The sequence below is a fragment of the Providencia sp. Me31A genome (assembly GCF_050487165.1).
Classification (GTDB): Bacteria; Pseudomonadota; Gammaproteobacteria; order Enterobacterales; family Enterobacteriaceae; genus Providencia.
This window is the reverse complement of sequence record NZ_JBKQGZ010000037.1, coordinates 1-24695: the sequence shown is the minus strand read 5'-3', so window position 1 is coordinate 24695 and position 24695 is coordinate 1. Positions and strand designations below refer to the sequence as shown.

General features: G+C 37.4%; 18 protein-coding genes and 2 pseudogenes. 16 read left to right on the top strand and 4 right to left on the bottom strand.

Annotation, left to right across the window (positions count from 1 at the left end):
• Positions 1 to 160, bottom strand: a 160-nt coding sequence (tssD, locus tag ACLPIE_RS21285) for a type VI secretion system tube protein TssD (protein ID WP_430263672.1), incomplete at its 3' end; no start/stop codon positions are given.
• A gap of 574 nt (positions 161 to 734) precedes the next feature.
• Entirely contained in the window at positions 735 to 1313 is a 579-nt protein-coding gene (locus tag ACLPIE_RS21280; protein WP_430263671.1) for a hypothetical protein, read from the bottom strand.
• A gap of 1333 nt (positions 1314 to 2646) precedes the next feature.
• Between ACLPIE_RS21280 and tssB the strand changes: the two genes are divergently transcribed.
• The 16 genes from tssB to ACLPIE_RS21200 are packed head-to-tail and all read left to right on the top strand — an operon-like array spanning position 2647 to position 24008.
• A complete protein-coding gene (gene tssB, locus ACLPIE_RS21275) occupies positions 2647 to 3147 on the top strand; it encodes a type VI secretion system contractile sheath small subunit (protein ID WP_430263670.1) in 501 nt (166 codons plus the stop codon).
• Positions 3148 to 3167: 20 nt separating this feature from the next.
• Entirely contained in the window at positions 3168 to 4646 is a 1479-nt protein-coding gene (gene tssC / locus ACLPIE_RS21270; RefSeq protein ID WP_430263669.1) for a type VI secretion system contractile sheath large subunit, read from the top strand.
• Between the two features lie 5 nt (positions 4647 to 4651).
• Complete coding sequence (tssE, locus tag ACLPIE_RS21265) at positions 4652 to 5083, top strand: type VI secretion system baseplate subunit TssE (RefSeq protein WP_430263668.1); 432 nt, start codon at positions 4652 to 4654, stop codon at positions 5081 to 5083.
• A gap of 7 nt (positions 5084 to 5090) precedes the next feature.
• Complete coding sequence (gene tssF, locus ACLPIE_RS21260; RefSeq protein WP_430263667.1) at positions 5091 to 6866, top strand: type VI secretion system baseplate subunit TssF; 1776 nt, start codon at positions 5091 to 5093, stop codon at positions 6864 to 6866.
• A complete protein-coding gene (gene tssG / locus ACLPIE_RS21255; RefSeq protein WP_430263666.1) occupies positions 6830 to 7867 on the top strand; it encodes a type VI secretion system baseplate subunit TssG in 1038 nt (345 codons plus the stop codon). Before tssF ends, tssG begins: the two co-directional genes overlap by 37 nt.
• Before the next feature lie 5 nt (positions 7868 to 7872).
• Entirely contained in the window at positions 7873 to 9138 is a 1266-nt protein-coding gene (gene tagH, locus ACLPIE_RS21250) for a type VI secretion system-associated FHA domain protein TagH (RefSeq protein WP_430263665.1), read from the top strand.
• A gap of 1 nt (position 9139) precedes the next feature.
• Positions 9140 to 9691: a type VI secretion system lipoprotein TssJ gene (gene tssJ, locus ACLPIE_RS21245; protein WP_430263664.1), complete on the top strand. Its 552-nt coding sequence runs from the start codon at positions 9140 to 9142 to the stop codon at positions 9689 to 9691.
• Between the two features lies 1 nt (position 9692).
• Entirely contained in the window at positions 9693 to 11051 is a 1359-nt protein-coding gene (gene tssK, locus ACLPIE_RS21240; protein WP_430263663.1) for a type VI secretion system baseplate subunit TssK, read from the top strand.
• Positions 11044 to 11799 carry a type IVB secretion system protein IcmH/DotU gene (icmH, locus tag ACLPIE_RS21235; RefSeq protein ID WP_430263662.1) on the top strand — a complete coding sequence of 252 codons (756 nt, stop codon included), beginning with the start codon at positions 11044 to 11046 and terminating at the stop codon, positions 11797 to 11799. The genes tssK and icmH overlap by 8 nt, the downstream gene beginning before the upstream one ends.
• A gap of 8 nt (positions 11800 to 11807) precedes the next feature.
• A complete protein-coding gene (gene tssH, locus ACLPIE_RS21230) occupies positions 11808 to 14420 on the top strand; it encodes a type VI secretion system ATPase TssH (protein ID WP_430263661.1) in 2613 nt (870 codons plus the stop codon).
• A 5-nt stretch (positions 14421 to 14425) separates the two neighbouring features.
• Complete coding sequence (locus ACLPIE_RS21225; protein ID WP_430263660.1) at positions 14426 to 15214, top strand: helix-turn-helix domain-containing protein; 789 nt, start codon at positions 14426 to 14428, stop codon at positions 15212 to 15214.
• Position 15215: 1 nt separating this feature from the next.
• Entirely contained in the window at positions 15216 to 15866 is a 651-nt protein-coding gene (gene vasI / locus ACLPIE_RS21220) for a type VI secretion system-associated protein VasI (RefSeq protein ID WP_430263659.1), read from the top strand.
• 5 nt (positions 15867 to 15871) lie between these two features.
• A complete protein-coding gene (gene tssA / locus ACLPIE_RS21215; protein WP_430263658.1) occupies positions 15872 to 17329 on the top strand; it encodes a type VI secretion system protein TssA in 1458 nt (485 codons plus the stop codon).
• Entirely contained in the window at positions 17329 to 20877 is a 3549-nt protein-coding gene (gene tssM, locus ACLPIE_RS21210) for a type VI secretion system membrane subunit TssM (RefSeq protein ID WP_430263657.1), read from the top strand. Before tssA ends, tssM begins: the two co-directional genes overlap by 1 nt.
• 46 nt (positions 20878 to 20923) lie before the next feature.
• On the top strand, positions 20924 to 22279 hold the full coding sequence (locus tag ACLPIE_RS21205; RefSeq protein ID WP_430263656.1) for a VasL domain-containing protein: 1356 nt from the start codon (positions 20924 to 20926) through the stop codon (positions 22277 to 22279).
• Entirely contained in the window at positions 22272 to 24008 is a 1737-nt protein-coding gene (locus ACLPIE_RS21200) for a type VI secretion system baseplate subunit TssF (RefSeq protein WP_430263655.1), read from the top strand. The genes ACLPIE_RS21205 and ACLPIE_RS21200 overlap by 8 nt, the downstream gene beginning before the upstream one ends.
• Positions 24009 to 24221: 213 nt before the next feature.
• On the opposite strand, the pseudogene ACLPIE_RS21195 reads toward ACLPIE_RS21200, so the two are convergent.
• Positions 24222 to 24408, bottom strand: a pseudogene (locus ACLPIE_RS21195) (DDE-type integrase/transposase/recombinase); the annotation flags it as partial.
• Between the two features lie 193 nt (positions 24409 to 24601).
• A pseudogene (locus tag ACLPIE_RS21190) lies at positions 24602 to 24695 on the bottom strand (IS481 family transposase); the annotation flags it as partial.

Here is a 24695-nt window from a genome sequence, read left to right as displayed (position 1 = left end):
GGTCAGTCGGTACAGTCACAACGTGAGAAAACTCTTGCACCAGCATTTGGTCTTCATGACCCTGCACATAGATGTTACCCACAGAATCCGCAGTAAATGCGCCTGCAGTGATGTTGCCTTGGGTTTTTCCTTCAATGGAAATATAACATGGAGTTGGCATAGCGATATCCTTTATCCAGAATGACAATTTAAATTAAGTAAGCGTAATTAACTATTAATTTCCGTCATCTTAGCCAGTGCGCACGGTAAGATTTGCATTAAGGATAATAAAAGCTTATCAATGGACTGTAAATACACGTACCAGTCACGCATCTCTCTAGGATAAGTGACTTAGCGTAAACTGGTTGAAATAACGATATATTAAACCAATAATTATGCATGAAATGAGTTAAATAAGAATAATCATCGAGCAAAAAATACACCAAATAGCGATAAGCCCAGTAAGTTCTAATGTACATAGAAATAAACTATGTAACTAAATGTTTCATTAAGAAAAATAATCATAACAATTTGATTTTACTTATTTAATTATAACCTCACCGTACGAGTCTCACATATCCACTATTTGCAGGCTTACCTTAATAGTTAATTTATCTAAAATAGAGAAATTAACAACATCAAATAAAACAAATATAGCCTTTTATTATACTTCATTCCATTTCAATATTTTTTCATGACATTAGTAATAATTTAGTTGAAAAAACAAACAAATAATTGCCTTGTATTTTTAGTATCTATCTGGATTTATGGTTATTAATCTGTTCTATAACAAACTGATATAATAAATGAAATTCACCATCGGCTAAAACTCTTGCAGGAATAACGGTTCCTTCACCACCAAAAGCAAAAATAAACATATAATCTTCCTTTATGTAGCATTCTTCTACATGCTGCCAAAATATTCTGACTAGAGTTTCTTTCGTAATACTGTCTATAAATTTCCTGTTAATCTTAACCTTGACTAGCCTCTCCGGATTATTTTGTGTTCTTTCCTCATTTTTTCTTATGTAACGTTGCTCTATTTGAAATATGATATACAAACATAACAAAGAGATTATCAAGCAACAAAAAGACAAGAAACCTAGATTTTTAAGTTCTGAAAATTCATCTAATACTGAGTAAGCCTTATAACCGATTATTAACAATGCACTTCCCAGCAGAATCGATGCCATAGAAAATAAATTCCATAACTTAGTGAATAATTTGTATGGCATTTTTTCTTTATATATAACAGTGGGCTGTTGTATTAATTTTTGTATTTTTTCAGCTTCCAAACTCGATACTGAAAACTGAATTTGATAACGGCTTTTCATTAATCTTAATCTCTTAATTTATCATGAAGAATAAGCAGCAGAACAGACTTTAACATCTAACTCTTAAGTTAAATCGACTATTTAATATTCCATTACACCAATCTCTGTACTGCTAGCATATTTTTCTTATGAGCTTGTCTATGCATATCAAATTGCTCACTCCCCTTTAATTGATGTACACCAACACCAATTTAGAGTTTTCTAATTGTTTACGATAGACCTGTGATGGGAACTGATTTAGACTTTCATGAGTTCGATTCTGGTTGTAATCTTGCAGCTAAAACCATGCTAACTAAACAGCCAATAGCTTATTGCTAAAGGCCTGCACTAGTATAATAATTGAATTAACGATATAATTTTTTATAGCCTATTTTAGCTTTTAAGTTATCTATTTACACCTTTTAAAGCTCATTTAAACGGATATAATTTACGGCGTAAATCATGTAAATGGTATTCATATGTAATGGTTTACAGTAAATAGCCTCATAGGCTTTGATATATAAGGAATATGTTGTTTATCCATTCAAAGTTCTCAGCGAAATGGTGAAACACTTTTCGTTGAGTGACTGATGATAAATAATCCATCTATAATAAAATAAGTGCATCTTTCAGTGGTGATTTCACCGCCTATTATTTCTTTGAAACAGAACGAGCTATTTAGAAAAATAGCAAAGCTTTCCAATTACTCTAGTTCGTATGATTTTCGGTATCATTTTACCATGCCAAGAGATTGTTATTATTCTATCATGTCTAAATTCGAGATATTCCTCGATATCAATACAAAAACAGTCAGATAGAATACCTGAAAATTTATATATGGATTTTGTAACAAAATAAATATCATGATAATCAACCAGGACGGTAATAACATTAAAATATGTAAATAGGATGTGTTTATATATTACCAATTGTAAAAATCAGGTATGCATCACAATATTTCCATATTAATATCATTCAGTGGTACTAATACTGAACCTTAAACTTAACTCGGTCAGAATACTCAAACAGCCATAAATACGCTTTAAATGATTACTAAAAGCAAAAACCATAAACCATTTTTAATAGAAAACGTTACAATTTAGCTTTAAAAAACCATATTAAGATAATAAATTAGGTATTGATCCTAAGTAAAATTTGTATATAGTTAACAAACTAAAAAAAACAAAACATACAAGTTGATAATTTAAACACCTTGCTGGAAAAAAATCTTAACACAGAATCAATTCTGTGTAAGGACGTGTATGCTCTAAATTTATTATTAATTTTTAATTTAGACATTTTAATTTATGGAATTAAGAAGTTATCCTATACTCATACAAGGAGATTAACTTAAATGAGTAAGAAAAATCTCGGAAGTGTTGCCCCTAAAGAAAGAATTAATATTAAATATACACCCAATACTAGTGGTGGTCAGTCTGAAGTAGAACTTCCACTAAATATGCTTATCGTTGGTGATATGACTGGCAAGATTGATGATACGCCAATAGAAGAGCGTAAAACTGTTTCAGTTAATCAAAACAATTTCAATTCAGTCATGGACAGTGCTGGCATTAGTTTAAACTTTAACGTTCGCAACACTCTAGAAGAAACCGGTGATTCAGAGCTTAATGTCAATCTGGATGTAAAATCATTGCAGGATTTTTCACCAGATAATATTGCTCGACAAGTTCCTGAATTAAATAAACTTCTTGAACTAAGAGAAGCTTTAGTTGCATTGAAAGGCCCTCTAGGCAATGTCCCTGCTTTTAGAAAGCGTCTTCAAGAATTACTAGAAAATAAAGAAACGCGCGAACAACTTCTAAAAGAACTTGATATTGCTGCTAATCAAAAATAATGTTTATAGAGGATTATTTCATGTCACTAAATACAGAAGCTCAAGGGCAACAAGCCTCAGCATCTAACGGCTCTCTTCTTGATGAAATAATGGCTCAGTCTCGTATGTCGCCTGAGACTGAAGCGTATGATATTGCAAAGCAAGGTGTTGCAGCTTTCATTAGTAATCTTTTTGCAAATGAATCAGAAGACCAACAAATCAACCGATTATTGATTGACAAAATGTTGGTTGAACTTGATAACAAACTAAGTGCTCAAGTTGATGAAATTATGCATGCCCCCAAATTTCAAGAAATTGAAGCATCGTGGCGCTCCTTAAAATTACTCGTTGACCGTACCGATTTTAGAGAAAACATTAAAATTAATATTCTTCATGCAACAAAAGAAGAGCTATTAGAAGACTTTGAATTCTCACCTGAAATCGTTCAGTCTGGTTTTTATCAACATGTTTATTCTTCAGGTTATGGTCAATTTGGCGGTGAGCCAGTTGCTGCAATTGTTGGAAACTATGCGTTTAACAATACAGCGCCTGATATGAAGTTAATGCAGTATGTTAGTACTGTCGGAGCTATGGCACATGCGCCATTCCTCTCATCCGTTTCCCCTAATTTCTTCGGCATTAATAGCTACGCAGAATTACCAGCAATTAAAGATCTGAAATCTGTCTTCGAGGGTCCTGCTCATACTAAATGGCGTTCTCTGAGAGAAGCAGAAGATTCGCGTTACTTAGGTTTAACAGCTCCACGTTTCTTATTACGCTTACCTTACTCCCCAACAGAAAATCCAGTGAAAATGTTTAACTATACTGAAAATGTTAAACAAGACCATGAACACTATTTATGGGGTAATACCGCATTCTTACTCGCAAGCTGTATTAATGATAGTTTTGCGCAATATCGTTGGTGCCCAAATATTATTGGTCCACAAAGCGGCGGTACTGTCAATGACCTACCTGTACATATTTTCGAAGCGATGGGTGAATTACAAACTAAAATACCAACAGAAGTTTTAGTTACCGATCGCAGAGAATTTGAACTCGCTGAAGAAGGTTTTATTACCTTAACTATGCGCAAAGGCAGTGATAATGCAGCGTTCTTCTCTGCAAACTCAGTCCAAAAACCCAAAATATTCCCAAATACCCCAGAAGGTAAAATGGCAGAAACTAACTATAAGTTAGGAACCCAACTGCCATATATGTTTATTATCAATCGATTAGCTCATTACATTAAAGTGCTACAACGTGAACAAATTGGTTCATGGAAAGAGCGCCAAGATCTTGAACGTGAACTGAATATTTGGCTTAAACAGTATGTTGCGGATCAAGAAAACCCGCCAGCAGATGTTCGTAGTAAACGCCCTCTTCGTTCAGCTGAGATTAAAGTGCTTGATGTTGAAGGCGATCCAGGTTGGTATCAAGTTGCAATTCAAGTTCGTCCACACTTCAAATATATGGGCGCAAACTTTGAATTATCACTTGTTGGTCGACTTGATAAAGAGTAACAGTGATGTCATTCAATCATGGCTGGTCACCCGATAGCGGAGCCAGCTTATTCGATCGAATTAAGAGGAAAAACACGAGTTTTTCCTCACGTTCACGTACAAATACACTCATTGAATCAATTAAACAAAATTTAAATTATGTCCTGAATAGCCGACCGAATGCTTGCCAAGGCTCTCCAGGTTTAGGAATACCTGATTTAAATGATGCAACTCAATCTGCGGTTGATTTTAAATCCGAGTTAGAGAATAGCATTACAAGTTGCATTCTCACTTATGAACCTCGGATCACAAGTGTTGATGTGCAATTTATTGAAAATGATGCAGATAGTTTATCTTTGCAATTCAGTATTAATGCTTGTATTGATTTAGATAACCAACAGCAACTATTTGAATTTAATATGTATTTGGATAGTAATCGTAGATATCAGTTAAAGTAACACTTTTATGTCATCAAAAAATTATTTTTCGAATGAGTCAGAATACTTAAATGATTTGGCAGAACAAGTTGCGCAAGAAAAGCCGCAACTTGTCAATCTGTTGTCTAATAAAATACAAGATCCTGATAGTGCTCGAATTATAGATGGGCTATCATTTTTATCAGGTAATTTGCGACAACAAATAGATAGGCAGTTTCCTGAGTTAACCAATAGCTTAGCAAATATGTTATGGCCAAATTACGCGCGTCCCGTGCCTAGTATGACAGTTGTTGAATACCAGCCTAATTATACTGAATGTCAACACGCGATAAAAATTTCAGCAGGTCAACGCTTTAATGCAACACCTATCTATGTGCAAAGTGAAAATACTCACCAAGAGACTTTATTTCAATGTCGATTTAGCCAAAGTCGTGATCTCTGGTTAATACCAGCAAAAATCACTCAAACCTTACAAAAGAAAACCGCCATTGAAATAACATTTGAGTTAGATGCAATACAGCCTCTCGCAAGCATTGGCTTAGATAAATTATGCTTTTATTTAAATGGTTCCCCATTTACAACAAACCAGCTTTATTTTTTCTTAAATCAGCATATACAGAATGCCTCGCTAATAACTGATGAGCATATATTGCCACTAAATCGGTTTTCAGTGAAACCTGTCGGGTTTCAAAAACAGGATGCTTTACTCCCTTACCCAAAAAATAGCTATGATGGTTACCGTATCCTACAAGAATTTTTCTGTTTTCCTGAAGCTTTTCTATTTTTGGATGTTCAAGGAATAGATGACATTCCTTTAGCTATCCAAGCTAAACAGTTCAAGCTTGTTATTAACTTTGATAAAGAAATCCCCGATGGGGTTATTCTTCAAAGTGATAGTATTAAAATTAATTGTACCCCCATAGTAAATTTATTCCGCGCTGACAGTGAAGCAATCAATCTCACGGGAAAAAATGAGGAATATGTATTAAGTCCAAATTACCAATACGCTCACTGTTTTGATATTTTTTCTATTAATGAAGTGCATGGATTGCGCTATCCATCTCAAGGTAAAGCTTACCCGGTCACCTATACCGCATTTGAAAGTTTTTATCATCAAAACCACCACGAACAAAATGATGGATATTATCGTTTAAAGATAACTCAAAATGAGCGTACTTATGGTTACGCCCATCGGCTTTCTTTTGTACGTCAACAAGAACCCCTATTGCAGCAATGCGAAGAAACAGTTTCGATTTCACTCAATTGTACTAATCGCTATATTGCATCTCAGTTATCTACACGATCAATAGATTTAGAGCCGTCATTCATACCTTATGGGGCGTTCTCTGCAAAAAATTTATTCAAACCAACCGCACCTTTGTATCCATTACTCGATAAAACGCTGTATTGGTCTGAGTTGACGAATTTATCCCTGAATTATCAGTCCTTGCTGAATCTAGATTCATTAAAAAAAATATTACAACTATATGATTTACCGTCAATTTATAACAAACAAATCGCAAGGCAATCGCAAAAACGTTTGGATGCATTAGTTGGTTTACATTCAGAGCATATAGAACGTATCTATAAAGGGCTACCCGTTAGAGGTTTAAAAACAACCTTGTCAGTACACCAGAGCGCTTTCCTTTCTGAGGGAAGCTTATTCTTATTTTGTACTGTTATTGCTCAGTTTTTTACGTTGTATACCAGCGTTAATATGTTCCATGAATTAGAGGTTGTTAATCTCGATAATAAGGAAATTTATCAGTGGCCAGCACAAATCAACCAGCACATACTGAAATAATCGATCGCTGGCTAGAACAAGCTGGCTCTTCGGTTACAGAATATAATTTTTATCAACTTGTTGAATTATTAAATAAAATGATTCCTCAAGGTATCGATACTACTCATGACAGTAGCGATATTATTCGCTTTAAATCCCACTCTAATGTTGCATTCCCAACTAGAGATGTCGTGTCCTTTGAAAAAAATGCTTCTCATCAATACGAATTAGAAGTCGCCTTTCTCGGCTTGCAAGGAAGCCAATCCCCACTTCCTGGTTATTATCTTGATGAATTCGCTTGGGAAGATGCACAACAAATCCCTGGTATCTCTGATTTTTTGAATATCTTTAACCATAGATTACTCTCTTTACTCTATCGTATTTGGCGAAAATATCGTTACTACATTTGTTTTGAAAATGAAGGGCAAGACTCCTTCTCTCAGTATATGTTTTCCCTCGTAGGGTTAGGAAGCGGGACTAACCGAGAACGGATTAAAATCAATCACAGCAAAATGCTCGCTTATGCAGGTCTATTGGCAAGTCCAAGCCGTTCAGCAGATGTTATTAGTAGTCTAATATCTCATTGTTTTGACTTAGAAAATGTAGCTGTTATTGGATGGGAAACTCGTCGCGTGCCTATCCCTGAGTCACAACAAAATAAGCTAGGCATTATTTCTCATCAACCCGGACAAAAGTCTCGCCCTCGAATGTTGTTAGGTGAAAATTTTAGTCTGGGGTCCCACATACATGATTGCAATGGAAAATGTACCATAGAAATCAGCGGACTAACTATAGAGCGCTATATGCGCTTTTTACCTAATGGTAGTGATTTCGCTCCTCTCGTTGCTTTTGTTTCATACATTTTTCATGAGCAGTTAGCTTGGGATTTACGTCTTAGTATTGCCGAAGATCAGGCCGAAGGTTTCTGTTTAGGCAAAAAAAATCATAACCAATTAGGCTGGCAAAGCTTTTTAGGTAAACCCACAAAAAAACCAAATGTCACCATTACGGTATTGGAATAAAAGACATGGATAAACATCAGCCAACAATTTCATTTAGCATAACGAATAGTGAACAGCTAGAAAGTGGTTACCTTCCGAGTGCAACATTGACTCAACATGGTGGCCTGATTGGTAGTGGCAACCAATGCGATTGGAAAATTCAAGACTGCGATGGCGCTATCTCTGCCAGTCAATATACTGTTTTCTGGAAAGATCAGCACTTTTGCTTAAAAGTAAACTCAGACTCTGTTTACATTAATAATGCAATTATACCATTACATCTTGATGCCGTGAAACTTACCCAAGGGGATCAAATTAGAGTCGGCAAGCTGGTTATCACAACCAATATTAGCTTAACTGGGCAACCTATACAGAATATGATGGCTGCGACACCGCAGTCTATTGTTGCAAAAGATCATAACCCTTTAGATTCATTATTTGATATCGATACGACAAGTAGTGAAGGCAAAGAATATCCATTTGTTCCAACCGTTCAAGGTGCTCTCACCGCAGATCCCTTACAAGCGCTAGAGAATGAAAACCTCAGTTTAATTTCTAAGAATCAATCAGCTATCTCAGAACCATCTTTATTGAGTGACCCACTCTCTTATTCACCTGCCTTTGCAATATCAGATAATAAAGAGAATACCATGGTACAAGAATTTATTGATTTGCCCAAAATTACCCCTTTCGAAGATGAACACATGACCGATATTGATCATGTTGCTATTAACCCTCTCATGAATGGTTTAGGCATCCATCTTAATTTAACTAGTTCTCAACAAGCTAATGACTTTCTTATAGAGCTCGGTAAGACAATGAAAGCAGCAGTTGAAGGATTGCTTGCTTTACAACAGCAGCAAGAAAGTTTACAGGATAAGCAACTTCGCCCTATTGAAGATAATCCGCTACGCCTAAACAGTAGCTATGAAGATACGATGAAGCTGATGTTTACAGATGAACGTAGCCCTGTTCACCTATCAGCCCCTTCTGCCGTAACTGAAAGTTTGCACAATATGCAGTTACATTACCACGCAAATCAAGAAGCGATATCGACAGCCTTAGCAACAATGCTTGCGGCTTTTTCTCCAGAACATTTATTAAACCGTTTTTCCCAATACCGACGCGCTTCAGATAACACACCAATGACTGATGGGTGGGCATGGGAGATGTACAGCAACTATTACAAAGAGCTTTCTTCATCTCGGCAGCAAGGCTTTGAAAAATTATTCTATGAAGTTTATGCGCATGCCTATGACAGAGCATTAAGAAAAGGCATAGAGGAAGCTTAAAATGCAGCTTAGAACTTTCTCAGTGTTACTGTTATTTGCCTCATTTTTCATTTTGAGTGGGTGCAGTAAAACGTTACAGACAGCATCAAAAGTGGGGCAAATTCTATTGGACCCGTCGACTCCCGTTGGCTATCCAAAAGATCAGCCATCCACCGTTGCTTTGACCATCCTCGCAGAGCCTTATATTAACCCTAACCAAGAAGGTGAGGCTGCGCCGATAAATATCCAAATTGTTTACCTTAATGAAGATTCATTATTTGGCTCTTTAGATCATGACCAGATAGAAGCTAAAGATGGAGATTTAGAGAAAGTCCTGAAGAAAAATTATATAGATCACCAAGATTACACTATTTTACCGGGCCAATATAAACCTTTCCCGACGACGACACTACAAGCATCTAATCGTTATATTGGCATTATTGCCTATTACTCAGACCCTGATAATGCAGAATGGAAAAAAATAGTTAAAGCCCGAGGTAAAGGGCGCCACTACTTTATTTTGGCTCACATTAGAGAAAACGAAATCGAATTTAGACAAGAAGAGGATGATTAATATGTCGACTAAAAATAGAGTAATTTGGCGTGAAGGGCTATTTATCAAACCTCAACATTTTCAGCAACAGCAACGTCATCAAGATTACGTTACAGAAAGTATTCTAAAAAATTTTATTTCGCATTTTTGGGGATTCAGTCACTTATCTTTAAGCAAAGATTTATTCTCCTTAGGGCGTATTGGTATAAAAGAAGCGTCTGGTGTTATGCCTGACGGCACCATTTTTTCTTTTCCTAACCAAGACTTATTACCACAACCTATTGATATAAAAAACATTACTGACAGCGATAGTAATATTATCTATCTCGCATTTCCTTTGGCTAATGAAAACGTCAGTGAAATTTCAAATGAGCATAATGAAAGCCGTTTATTTTCACGTTATCACGAATGTACGGAAAGTGTTCGTGATTTACATACAGAAAATGGTGATTTAAGTGCTATCCATGTTGCGCAATTAAATCCAATCCTCAAACAAGGAAAAAATGGTTTAGATGCCTACGTGACGCTCCCTATATGTCGTATTAGAGAGCGTAATGCTAATGGAAATATAACGCTTGATAACGATTATATTCCAAGCCTTTTGAATATTAGAGCCTCGTTATTACTCAATGAATTTCTCACTGAGATTGAAGGCACTTTGTATGAACGAGGTAAGCAAATTGCTTCCCGAATCGGAGCTCCGGGGCAGCAAGGCGTTGCTGATGTGGCTGAATTTATGATGTTACAAGTGCTCAATCGCACCTATCCACTCTATTCACACTATGCACAAGAGCCGGTCATTCACCCCGAAAAGTTCTTTAGAGATTTATTAGAGCTTTGTGGTGAACTGCAGACATTTACGAATTCGTCTCGCTTACCCGACACCATTGTAAAATATAAACACTTTGATTTAACAGATAGTTTTCTTCCATTAATAAAAAATATCCGTGAAGCATTAAGCGTTGTCTTAACACCTCGTGCGATTCCTATTCCGTTACAGATCCAAGAACACGGTATCCGCGTGGCTACTATTCATGATAAGCAACTGCTCCAAAAAGCTGAATTTATTATTGCAGTTAAGTCACAAATGCCTCAAGAACAATTACGCCGACAGTTCCCACAACAAACTAAAGTGACAACAGTAAATAATATTCGTAGCTTGGTCAGTGTTCAAATTCCGGGAGTCTCTTTATCTCCCCTTTCAACTGCACCAAGACAATTGCCTTATCATTCAGGATATAACTATTTCCACTTTGATCAACAAGGTAATGAGTGGAAGGGTATCCAACAGGATGGCAATATCGCATTCCACGTTTCAGGGAATTTCCCTGATTTAGATATTCAGTTATGGGCGATAAGAGATGGAGCACTCTATGACTGATAATATTTTATTTAATAACGAGGTTGATAGTAGTAATTCGCAGAAAAATTACCAAATCCCACTTCGGGGTAACAACATTAATCCAATGATCGATGCTGCTACACCTCTTTTAGGTATGGTCTTACGCCTGAAAGCGATGTCCGAAACACCGCTTTCAGAAAAGCTTTACCAACAAGTGGTCATGGACATCACCTCGATTGAACAACAATTGCAAATACAAGGCTACGAGCCTGGAGCCATTGTTTCGTTTCGCTATGTTTTGTGTACTTTTATTGATGAAACCGCTCTTGGATTAGGCTGGGATCAAGAGAACGGCTGGGTAAAGCAATCATTACTTGTCCATTTTCATAACGAATCATGGGGTGGAGAAAAGGTCTTTATTTTAATTGAAAGATTATTAGGTGAACCCAAACGTTACCTCGACCTCATCGAGTTTATCTACCTTTGCCTCTGTCTTGGATATAGAGGTCGTTACAAAGTTTCTGCTGGTCAAAATGATGAATTTAATCATTTGCTTAGGCGCTTACAAAAGCAGATACAACAGCTTAAAGGTAACGCGAAACCAATTATTCTTTTTGAAAAAGGTGATAACAAGCAAAGCCGCTACCGTTTAGGTAAACGCTTAGGTATACGTTACATCATCATTGGTACTGCATTATTCGCGTTCATTATTTATCAAATTTATTCATCCCAACTGAATTACCAAACACTCAGTATTGTGGAACAACTTAATACTTTACTCGGCTAGGACGCACTATGATCCAAATTGATCTCTCAACACTTGTTAACCGATTACACCCCATTGCTAAGCATGCGCTAGAAAGTGCAGCAGCTTACTGTGTAAGCCATCAACAACCTGAAATTACGATTGCTCAGTTTCTTCAAAAACTCATTGAAACACCACTAACTGACATTCGCCTAATCAGCCAGAAGAGCACTTTGGATATTAATAAGCTGTCAGAATTATTAGATATTCAAATTCCACCTCATCAAGCTATTACTCAAAGTTACCCGAGCTTCTCCCCCCTGTTAGTGGAATGGATGAAAGACAGCTGGTTACTTGCATCGACTGAATTCAATCACAGTGAACTTCGCTCAGGTGTTCTTTTTCTCACATTATTACAAATGCCGTTGCGTTATCTTCCTCAGCCTGTTGCAGATATGCTTTCACAAATTAACCGAGAGCAGTTAAAACTCAATTTTGATCAGTGTACTGAAGGCTCTGCTGAGTCACCTTTTGATGAAAAAGCACCTGAAAATAATGGCAAAATAACGGCAGATTCATTGCTAGCAAAGTTTACTCAGAACATGACCGAACAAGCTCGTAATGATGAGCTGGACCCTGTTTTATGTCGTGATCATGAAATCGATCTTATGATTGATATTCTTTGTCGTCGCCGAAAAAATAATCCTGTTGTCGTTGGGGAGCCTGGTGTCGGAAAAAGTGCGCTTATTGAAGGACTCGCACTGCGTATTATTGCCGGCGAAATTCCTGAAAAGTTAAAAGGATGTGAACTTTTAACTTTAGATTTAGGTGCATTACAAGCAGGCGCAGCAGTTAAAGGTGAGTTCGAAAAACGCTTTAAAGGCATCATGCAAGAAGTTTCACAGTCTCCTCATCCAATAATTTTATTTATTGATGAAGCGCATACATTGATTGGTGCGGGTAATCAACAAGGCGGCCTTGATGTTTCTAATTTATTGAAACCTGCCTTAGCACGCGGTGAATTAAGAACAATTGCCGCGACAACTTGGAGCGAGTATAAAAAATATTTCGAAAAAGATGCTGCATTAGCACGCCGTTTTCAATTAGTTCAAGTCAAAGAGCCCACATCCGCGGACGCGATTATCATCATGCGTGGTTTACGTTCCATTTATGAAAAAGCACATCATGTTTTTATCGATGATGAAGCACTTCGAGCCAGTGCTGAACTGAGTGAGCGCTATATTTCAGGGCGTCAATTACCTGATAAAGCCATCGACGTATTAGACACCGCATGCGCAAGAGCGGCGATCAATTTGTCATCACCACCAAAGATGCTTTCTTCATTAAAAACGGAGCTCCAGCAAATAAAAATGGAGACAACGATATTAAAAAGAGAACACCATCTTGGCTTAGATAACCATATAGAACGCCTTGAAGAATTAGCATCAGAAGCATATGCGATTGAGCAAAAAGCATCAGATATACAGCAAGCATGGGAAAAACAGCAAGCGCTGGTTTCACAAATTATTGCTTTACGTTCAACGTTATTAGACGATGAAAATACAGAATCCCAATCTGAAGAAGCGCCTCAACCTGATGAGTTGAAACAAGAGTTGCAAATATTAGACCAGCAGCTTGCTCAGTTGCATGAAACGCACTTACTCGTTTCACCACACGTCGATAAAAAGCAAATTGCCGCCGTTATTGCGGAATGGACAGGCGTACCATTAAATCGTTTATCGCAAGATGCTTTATCCATTGTTACAAACCTTCCCATGCACTTAGAAGAAAACATTAAAGGACAATCATTAGCAATACAGTACTTACATAAACATTTATTAACTGCACGTGCGGATTTACGCCGACCGGGTCGCCCTCTTGGTGCCTTTTTATTGGCAGGCCCAAGTGGTGTCGGTAAAACAGAAACAGTAATCCAAATCGCACAATTAATGTTTGGTGGAACACAATACCTAACAACCATTAATATGTCTGAGTTTCAAGAAAAGCACACTGTATCACGTCTCATCGGTTCACCTCCTGGCTATGTCGGCTATGGCGAGGGAGGGATATTAACAGAAGCTATTCGTCAAAAACCTTACTCTGTTGTGCTACTTGACGAGGTCGAAAAAGCCCATCCAGACGTTCTAAATTTGTTTTATCAAGCATTTGATAAAGGTGAAATAGCCGATGGTGAAGGTCGCGTTATTGATTGCAAAAATATCGCATTCTTCCTAACGTCTAATTTAGGCGACCATGTGATTAGCGCTTATGCCGACAAGCCAGATGAACTGCAAGACGCTCTCTATCCAGAGCTCACAACATTCTTTAAGCCAGCCCTACTAGCTCGTATGGAAATTGTTCCATATTTACCTCTTTCTTCTGATATTTTGCGACAAATTGTTGATAGCAAACTAACTCGACTGATGGCCTTATTGAAACAACGCTTTAATGCAAAAATCACCTTAGACGAAAGCGTTCCTAATGAAATTTTACGCCGAGCTTCTCGTGCTGAAAATGGTGCTCGTATCTTAGAATCTATTATTGACGGTGCTTTATTACCGCCGCTTTCTTTGTTACTCCTTCAGTTCAGCGCCCGTAATAAAGCCATCTCTCATATTCGCCTAACAACGGAAAATGATGAATTTATTGCGGAGGTTAACTAAGAAACATGAAAGCAAGACTAAAAAATGCACTTGCTCTTCTTGAGTGTTATGACGTAGAAACGCTAGCTGTTCAATTTTTGACATGCAGTTTTTCGCGCAGCGCATTCAGCGGGCTGATTATTTCATTAGTTAACAAAACTGAGAATAAATTGGAAAGCTGGAACATTGACCACTCACTCCAAGTTCAATGCCATTTTTTAGATACTGATATTAATGATGCCGATCACCCTTTGATTCAACTTGTATTAAAGGGTGCTCCCACATTTTGGAAGAATTTACAACAAGGTAGCTACATTAATAACGCACCACTGCGCAACTTTATATCACAACTTCCCGTGAATACAGGGTTGTTTAGTTTACCACTGCATGATCTTAACCATAAATCATGCGGTGCCATCATTCTTTTAGGACAAGCCAAAGAACTAGAAAATTTTGAGCAAGGCATTTTTCCCATTTATTGTGAGCTCTTTCACCAGCAATTAAAACGTATTCTTGAATTGGCAAATACGCAACAAAAAATTTCTCATTTGCAATATATCAATCAGTTGCATAGGGAAAAGGAAGTAAACCTTAATGAGGCCTTAAACACATTAACGGCATCAATCATGAACATGGAGCCTGCAAGAAGAAACATAAAAAATATTAATGATTTAGAGGCTGAAATAGAGCGTTATGAAAAAGAAATTTTATTAGATAAGCAACAAGAGCTAAAAGGAGATATCGACGCAATGGCGAAACACCTGAACATATCTAAGCGTGCGCTGATATATAAATTGAAGAAGTACGGAGTATAAAATGAAAATACTGAAGATTTTTTGCTGCTCTTTGATGCCGGTTTTCTTCGCTTTGGCTGGAAAAGCTGAAAACAATATTAGTCAAAATATCGCGGAAGAACTCACCCAGTGCCGTTTGGAATCTTCTCAGCTTATTCGCCTAGATTGTTACGACAAAATAGTACTGTCCACAGCATCTGAACCTAACTCTTTACCAGACATTGCTCAAATGGGAAAAACGTGGCGCCAAGCTTATGAACATGAAATGAAACGTGTCGAGAATACAGCGGGCTTCTTAGTTTCAGTACCGGAAGATGGTGAATATCCCGTAATTATGACCATTCCAGCGATTGGCTTCCAGCCTCCACGCCCTGTTCTCATGTTGAGTTGCATTGACAATATTACCCGTATGCAAATTATTTTACCCAATAAACAAGATGCCGGTAGTGTCATGGTCTCAACCGATAAAACGCAATTTACTGCAGAATGGTTTTTACGTGAGAATGGTTATGTATTGGAGTCAAGCCGTGGTTTACCTGGTATAGATGAAATCAAGCGTTTATTAAGTGGCGAAAAATTAACTTTAAAATTAACTAATAATGAAAAACTAACGTTCAATATTTCTGGAATATCCCAAGAAATCAAACCATTAAGAGCCGCTTGCCGCTGGTAGAAATCATGATAAACAATACTTCTTATTCTTGGAAAAAACAGTTACTTGCCCATCTTGATGAACATCAGGAGTGCAATGCTGTGGACGAAAGTACTCCCGATTGGGAGTACATTGATAGTGAAATGATAAAATTCGGCTCACTCAGTCACGGTCAATTAGACATTAAAGAAATTCAAAATCGGTGTTTGCGGTTGCTTGAGACACAGACAAAAGATTTTCGCTTAATCGTTCACTTGTTACGGACCTTACAACATGCTGGTGAGCCTAAAGAATTAGTTTTAGCCGCGCAAATCCTTGCTGACTTTACGCGCCAGTATTGGAATACCTGCTATCCAACAAATATAAAGCTCAAGCTACGCTTAGCGAATCAAATTCTAAAACGTTTCGAATCTGTGAATGATATTTTTTGCCGTTCTGCTAATAGTAAAATGCGTGATGATATTCTAGGTTCTTTTGCCTATTTAGCCCAATTTTGGCATGAGCAAAGTCCTAACCTTTCAGAACAAATGGATACATTGAGCCGAAGTTATCAGCGAATTGAAGAAAGTGAGCGGCCCATCGTGTTAGCTTCAGAACCAAAAGAAGCCGAGACACAGACTACTACTGAAACAATGCAAGCACCAGCAAACAGCATTGCCATGTCAACAATAAATATAAATCAGCATGACGAAAGACAATGGAAGCAAACATTGCTCCAAGTTTCAGAGCTTATTTGTTTGCAAGCACCTGAAAGTTCTGTTGGTTATCGTTTGCGACGTTATGCTATCTGGTATTCTATCACGATGCTACCCCAAGCCGATCATCAAGGTAAAACACCTTTAGCACCCGTTTCAATAGATCGCATAATGGATTACAAAGCTCAACTAACTCAACCATCAAACTCTCTATTAAATAATATAGAGCAAAGCTTATCATTATCACCTTATTGGCTAGAAGGCCATATGCTCGCTGCACAAACAGCAGCTAAGCTAGGTTATTCAGAGGTAGCGGATGGTATCACAGAAGAGTTGCGTATTTTTTTAGCCCGCCTTCCTAACCTTGTCAATTTGCACTTTTCTGATATGAGCCCTTTCATCCCCGACACTGTGAAAGAATGGTTGGAACAGAGCGATCAAACAAAGAACGGTCAATTATCTCATTCGAATACCAATGTCACATTATTACAACAAGACGTTTTGCTGTGCTATGAGCAGCAAGGGCTTGAAGCCGCATTGAAGTTTATTGAATCTAGCCTTGTAACCGCAATAGAGCCTAGAGATAAATTTTATGGGCAATTATTGTCAGCACAACTCTTCGAGCTTTCAGGAATGGAGCATATGGCGGTTAATTTATATCAGCAACTTTATAACTCAACCTTACACTTTTCACTTGAGGATTGGGAACCCAGCCTCGTACGACAGCTTGTTCAAAAAACAGATAAAACACCAGAAACAACAATGACTATGGATAGGGATCTACAATAATGAAATTACCGTTTTTCTCCATTTCAAATATAACCAATTCGGTAAAAAAGCTGTTTTTTGCTGATAAGCCCAAAATAGCTTCCTTTTTCCTATTTTTATTAGCATTACTCCCTGCTCTGGTCATTATTTGGATTTGGTGGTGGGGACCTACTTTTAGTTACCAAGGCTCAACGCCATTTAGTACACTCTCTTCACGTTGGCTTGCTACACTAATTATTATTCTACTCGTCGTCAGTTGGATTGGTTTAGTTACATGGCGTCGAGTAAAGAAACTTGAAGCCTTAAAACTCGATATTGAGTTAACCGTTGTTGACCCTGCTAGGCAGGATATCGACTTCCAAAATCGTTATTTAGACTATTGGAAATCTCAATTTACTCTTCACCTAAATGGCCATTCTAAGGCTGTTTATTTACGCCCTTGGTATTTTATTTTAGGTGCAAACCAAAGCGGAAAGCATAGCTTATTAAAAAATACACTGAACCCTTTGGATATAGCTCCAAGTGAAAATATTGTTAATGAGCAAAAGGTTCCTTTAAATATTGAATGTTTATTAACAGATAATGCCGTTCTTTTTGTTCCTGACGGCAAACTATTAACCCAACCAAATGAACATAATGAGAATCCTCAACTCTATCATCGCTTATGGGAAGAGCTACTTAATTGGATAAAAACCAACCGTTCAAGACAACCCATGAATGGGATTATTTTAACGGTAGATACCTTATCTCTACTTACCAATACGAAAGAGCAAAACAGCCAATTAATTGCCGACCTACAAATACGCATTGAAGAAATTAGAATGACTTTTAATAGTCAATTACCACTATACATCGTATTAACAAAACTGGATTTATTACGTGGTTTCGATTCAATGTACCAATCATTAGATGCCCAACAACGTAATGAAGTACTTGGTGTTTCTTTCGACCTTAAAGCTCAAAAAGATTGGAAAGCAGGTTTAACTCATTTTTGGTTACAGTGGGTAAGCCAAATGAATAGCGCACTACCTGAAATGATGTTACAACGAGCAGAAGGTAACCAACGTAGCGATTTATTCAGTTTTGTACGCCAAATAGAAGGATTACAGAACCACGTTTTAACATTAATTAATGCACTATTAATCAATAACGAACAACATAACATTTGCTTAAGGGGAGTTTATCTCACATCTTCATTGCAAATTGGTCAAATAGACGATGTCTTTAGTCAAACTGCGTCAGTGCAGTATCATTTACCAACTGCGCCACTAACCACTTGGCCAATCAATGATAGTCATACTTACTTTACACATAATTTATTTGATCAAGTACTATTTAGTGAGCCCAATTTAGCAGCTGAAAGTCAATATTGGATCAAAAAACATCGGTCTCGTCTCTTAATAACGACGCTGGCTAGTTGTGTTAGCTTAATTGCCCTTTGGAGTGGTTGGGGTCACTATTATGATAAAAACTACCGTGCTGGTGAGAGTGTGCTTAATGAAGTTAATGCCTTCAAAAATATAGACAATAACGTTCAAAAAGACACTGATGGTAGTTTGCAACTTCCCATCTTGAACCCATTACGTGAAGCGACTCTTGCCTATGGAAATCACCATGATAAAAATGTGCTGTTTTCCGATATGGGGCTTTATCAAGGCCAAAAAGTCGGCCCACAAGTTGAGCAAGTTTATCTGCAATTACTTACCGAACGTTTCTTGCCCGCGATTATGTCAGGGCTCTTAATTGAACTCAATAATTCAGAGAAAGGCAGTGAGGATAAACTCGAAATTTTACGTATTATGCGCATGTTAGAAGACAAAACTGGACGTAATAATGGCATGGTTGAAGACTTCATGGCAAATTATTGGAGCCATCTCTTCACTGGTCAACGTGAAAAACAAATGCTACTAAAAGCGCATTTACGTTATGCACTCGAACACACTGATTGGAAAGCAGATCGGGATAAAGGCATTATGGCTGCAAATAAGGCTTTCACACCTTTTGCGACCCCCATTAAAAATGCCCAGAAAGAGCTCAGTGTGTTATCGCTTTATCAACGTGTATACCAAGCATTACGGCTAAAAGCGAACCAAGAACTTTCAGCACCTTTAAATTTGCAATATCAGATAGGTCCAAGCTTTAATACCGTTTTTACGGCTATTGACGAAGATAAATTAGAAATTCCACAATTTTTAACTCGTTCGGGACTATTAAACTATTTTGTTCGCCAAAACGACAAATTGGTTGAACTCACATTACTTGATGCTTGGGTTCTCAATCTCACATCAAATACACAATACAGTGAGAATGACCGTAAAGAAATTCAACGCCAAATCAGCGAGCAATATCTCAGTGATTACATTGCTCAATGGCGTAATGGTATGAGTAATTTAGAAATTCGTGAATTTGACTCAATCCAAGACGAAATCATCGCGCTTGAACAAATTATCAGTGGAGAACAACCTTTACGTCGCGCCTTACAAGTTTTGCGTGACAATACAGTTATACCATCAATTGATGAAAGCTTACCTATTGATAAACAAAAATTATTGATGGCAGAACCGTCTTACCGTTTATTAACACGTTTAGATAGAGAGTTCACGCCTCAAACAGAGATATTAGTTAGTAATCAAGGAGAAAACTTACAAAATCTCAATCAAAAATTGAATGATTTGCATCGGTATTTGCTAGGAATACAAAATTCCCCTGTACCAGGCAAAGCCGCCCTGAAAGCGGTCTCAATGAGACTCAATGATAATAATAAAGATGCTATATTTGAACTATCTCAAATGGCTAAAACATTACCTGAACCGCTCAATCGTTGGGTTGATGAGCTTTCTGAGCAAGCATGGAATGTTGTTCAGAAAGAAGCTATTCGACACATGGAAGTCGAATGGAATGAAAATGTTGTAAAACAATATAATACCTATATTGCAGGTCGCTATCCGTTTAATCCAGACTCAAAGCAGGATGTTCCATTGAGTGAGTTTGAACGCTTCTTTAAACCCAATGGTACACTCGATAGCTTCTACCAACAAAACTTACGTTTATTTGTTGAAAATAACTTAATCGATAATAGAGATAGTCAATCATTGATCCGCGCTGATGTTTTAGCACAAATTGAAACGGCAAATCGCATTAGGGAGACATTCTTTAATGCACAAGGTAATTTGGAGGCTCAATTTGCCATTGAACCGCTTTCGCTAAGTGGTAACAAGCGACGCAGTATCTTAAACCTAGACGGTCAACTTATTGATTACGCTCATAGTCGCAGCCATGTCACCCATCTCGTTTGGCCAAACTCAATGCGTTCAAATATTGAAAGCAAACTGACTCTTGTTCCTCTTTCCGGTGATAAATCACCTCGTTCAATTGGTTTCTCGGGGCCGTGGGCGCAAATGCGCTTAATTGATAGTGCAAAGTTAATGAATATCAAACCCAATTCATTTGATGTTCGCTTCACCATTGATGGTGGTGATATGACTTATCGAGTACTGATTGATGAGTCTAATAATCCTTTCTTCGGTGGATTATTCACCAAATTCCGTTTACCTGAAACCCTTTACTAATGTGACGGTCCCCACTGTATGGTGGGGACATAGGATATTGAACGAAATGAAATCAGAACGTTTAGTCATTAAAATTGGGAGTTCTCCTTTAGATACGCCCGAATTTATTGCCCTGAAAACAGAATTTAACAAACTAAGCCATCCCGCGCGTCCAGAGGTCAATTGGACGCTCATCGATTCACTTTGTTTGTCTCTCTTTAAAAATCACGGTATTGACCTACAAAGCGGAGCTTACTATACCATCGCTCGATTACAGCAGCATGGGCTCAGTGGTTTCACCGAAGGGTGCGAATTATTAGCAAGTATCATTGTCACGCATTGGGATACGTTATGGCCTGAAAAGCCAAACCAACGCACAGAAGTATTCAATTGGTTTAACACAAAGGCCAGTGCCTTACTTCGGCAGCAAACTTATGCAACCAAAGACCTACGTTTGATATACCGTTCAGAACGTGCTCTACAATTAATCATTGATAAACTTGCTAAAACAACGTGGGAAAAATTACCTAAAATTGAGAACTTATTATGGTTCTTTCAAAACTTAGCTAAACAGATTGAGAAACAAGAAGAACATGCTAAGCAGAATGCAACAGGAGCTGTCACACTCCCCCCTTTAGTGTATATTCAGCAACCCGAAAAACAAGTAGAACAACCATCACCAACGTTCATTTTTGAAACACCAGAACCTACCTCATCCGCAACCATTCCCCCTGAGATTACGCCTAAAAAGATGAGCGCCGCACGTGGTTTTATGTGGGGTTGTATTTTAAGCAGTACTTTCTTTTTAATCAGTGGATTTAGCGCCCACATTTATTTTAAACATGAAATAGAGACCATAACCTCTATACCTGAAGGTGCTGTTGCTAAATGGTTATTTAATCCTGACATAAACACCTATGAATATCATTTAGCTTTGCTCGAAAAACGTTCTCCTCTTGCTAACTTAAAATTGATAGAAAACATGCAAGAAAAAGCGAAATCTTATTGGCCTACGGATGCAAAACAAACTTACTTCAGCCGAAATTGGCAAAACCAATATGAGGCACGCTTAGAAAATATGCCGATTAATGACAGTTGGTCTGAAACAGGCATGTTACTACAGCAACTTTCAAATAAAATTGTTCAACAAGAGAAAAACAGAGGTAGTTTTACATTATCCTATTTAAAAACGGCTATCTATGAAATTCAAAAGCAGCACAATAAAGTCGAGCCTATTGAAGAAAAACTCCGTCAATTATCCCTCCAAATTAAAGATGGACAATCGGTTTCCCCCGCAACACTCATTAATATTGATAATAAAATTAATGGATTATTGGCTCGTTACTATGAATTACAAAAACAAGCAGAACAACAAGGTTTAAAGCCGGGGTCATATTCATCTTTAGGATTAAGCCATGAGTGAAATTAAATACATTAAAGAGAAACAGTATTTACAAAAATTGTTCCGTGAATACGCTGATAAAAAGCCACATTTGGCAGATGTATTAGATCCACAAGACCCACAAACAAGCTACCTATTAGAAGGGTTCGCTTTTTTATCTGCACGTTTACAGGATAAAATTGACGATGCATTTCCTGAAATTACATTACCTCTACTTCAACGGCTTGACTCCCAAGCTATAAAAGGACTTCCATCAACGGCTATTGTACAAATTGACCAAAATGAATCGATTCCATTCCCTGTAGAGATAAATAAAAAACATCTTGTGTTAGGTAATAATGGGGCTCGCTTTAGTTTTTGTCATGATATCATCGTAACCCCCTATAGCTTTCTTAATAGAAAAATTATTCAGCACCCAAATCGCTCTTGTATTTCACTTGAAGTACTGTATCGGGGAGAAACTAAATTTAACTCAACAAGCTCTCTCGATATCTTTTTAGGTCCCAATAAGGAAACTGCTGAAACCTTACTTCTCGCGTTTAGCCAGTATTTTGAAAAAATTGAAGTTATACACCATAACACTCGTTATGAGGGTGACCCTCTCAACTACGCTTTCGAGCCTAAGATCGGAAAATCTTATAAAATTTTCCCACAAGAAAATGAATCTCTAAGTGCTCCACAGCAGCTATTGGAAGGCCTTTATTTGCCTCATGTCCATCATTTTATTGAGCTGGATATTCCCCAAATTGTCCCTGAATTAGATTGGGAGCAGGAACGGAATTTTACGGTTAATATCTATTTCAATCAGCAAATTTCTTTAACACAAGAAGAATGTGAAAATAGCTTTTATTTAAATTGTGCTCCTACAATGGATACCGAAGCACAACACACCCTGTTAATTGACTTTAAAGAAAATAAGTCAAGTTATTTACTTCCTATTCCAAACCATCATTACTTGGCTGACCTTTTTGAAATTCAACTTTCACTTGAACCCCATGAACAAGCAAGAGGTATATACTGTCATTTTTATCCTACAACAGAATTAACGGCATCTTCACGCCTTATGCCTCAGTACCAAAAAACCCTTTTCTACTCCTTGACAACGGAAAAAAATATTACAGGACATACTCTTTATTATTTAAACTTTTTTGATAATAAAGGTGCTCCTATGGTAACACCACCCAGTTTACATTTTTCATGTGTCTATATAGGTTTTGAACGCGACCAAAAAAATGAAATCGGCTTATTAAACCAACACAGTGAAAAAATGCCTGACGGAATTAAAACGGGAAATATCACATTATTGTCACCTTGCTATCCCCCTATCGTCAATAATCATCATTTTTGGCAATTACTATCCCATTACAGTGCAAATGCCTCAATGCTTATGTCACTAGAAACAATAAAACATATGATTGCCGATTATATTCTCTATCGAGATACAGATAGGCAAGTGACGCGAAGATGTGAGCGATTATTGGCAGGGCTCATTGAACTAAAAACACATTTATATGACAGTATATTAAAAGGTAAACCCTACAGATGTTTATCTTTATCTTTATTACTTGATAACACTCAATATGAAAATCAAGGTGAAGCCTTTGTATTTACCACTCACCTCTATCACTTTTTCCCATTTTGCTTATCAGAAAATATGTTATTAGAAATGTCAGTGACACTGAATGATGAAAAAAAGACAACTTGGCATTTATCACCCTCCCCACTAAAGGGGCATAAGTCAATGATTTAACATTTAATATTAACAAGGTACCTCATGTTTTACTAATATTGTTAATAAGTAGTTAGGAAACTAGACATTAATTTCTGGCTCAGTAAGATCTGCTAAAATAGGAGGGTGTACATTACCCTCACTGCCAGGTTGGATTGTTTGGTGATTATAACGGCATTGCTTCCACTGCCGAAATTCAGAAGGGCGAAAAGGTCTGCGTTTTGCTCTCCTTTTCAAAAACCAATAGGCAGCTTTGGTATTACGGCGTGGTAAAAGGTAAAATTCAATGATGTCCCCCCTGACTATCGACAGCTCGGTAAAGGTACGTCCATTTCACATTCACTTTGATATAAGTTTCGTCGAAATGTCAATTGTTGAGGTCGCAGGGATTACACCAATACCAACGTACCGCCCATAGAATGATAATGCCAGTGAAATGACGTCCTTTTAAGTGCAATCAAAAGTGAAATTTCCGTAGCGGGCTGATTAGCTTAGTATAATAGGTCATTCAAACTTTGAAACAGTACCTGCAATCATGTATCCCTACTCATTTGTTCAAAAAATAGAGCTGCCTCGTTAGCTGTGTCACTCAGAACCTCGGCTGACGTTTAGTCTTAAAGACCAAGCTTATTTTTTAACACTTCATACGGTGTTTTACCAGCATGAGCTGAGTGGGGGCGATGACAATTATAAAATGCCTCCCATTCA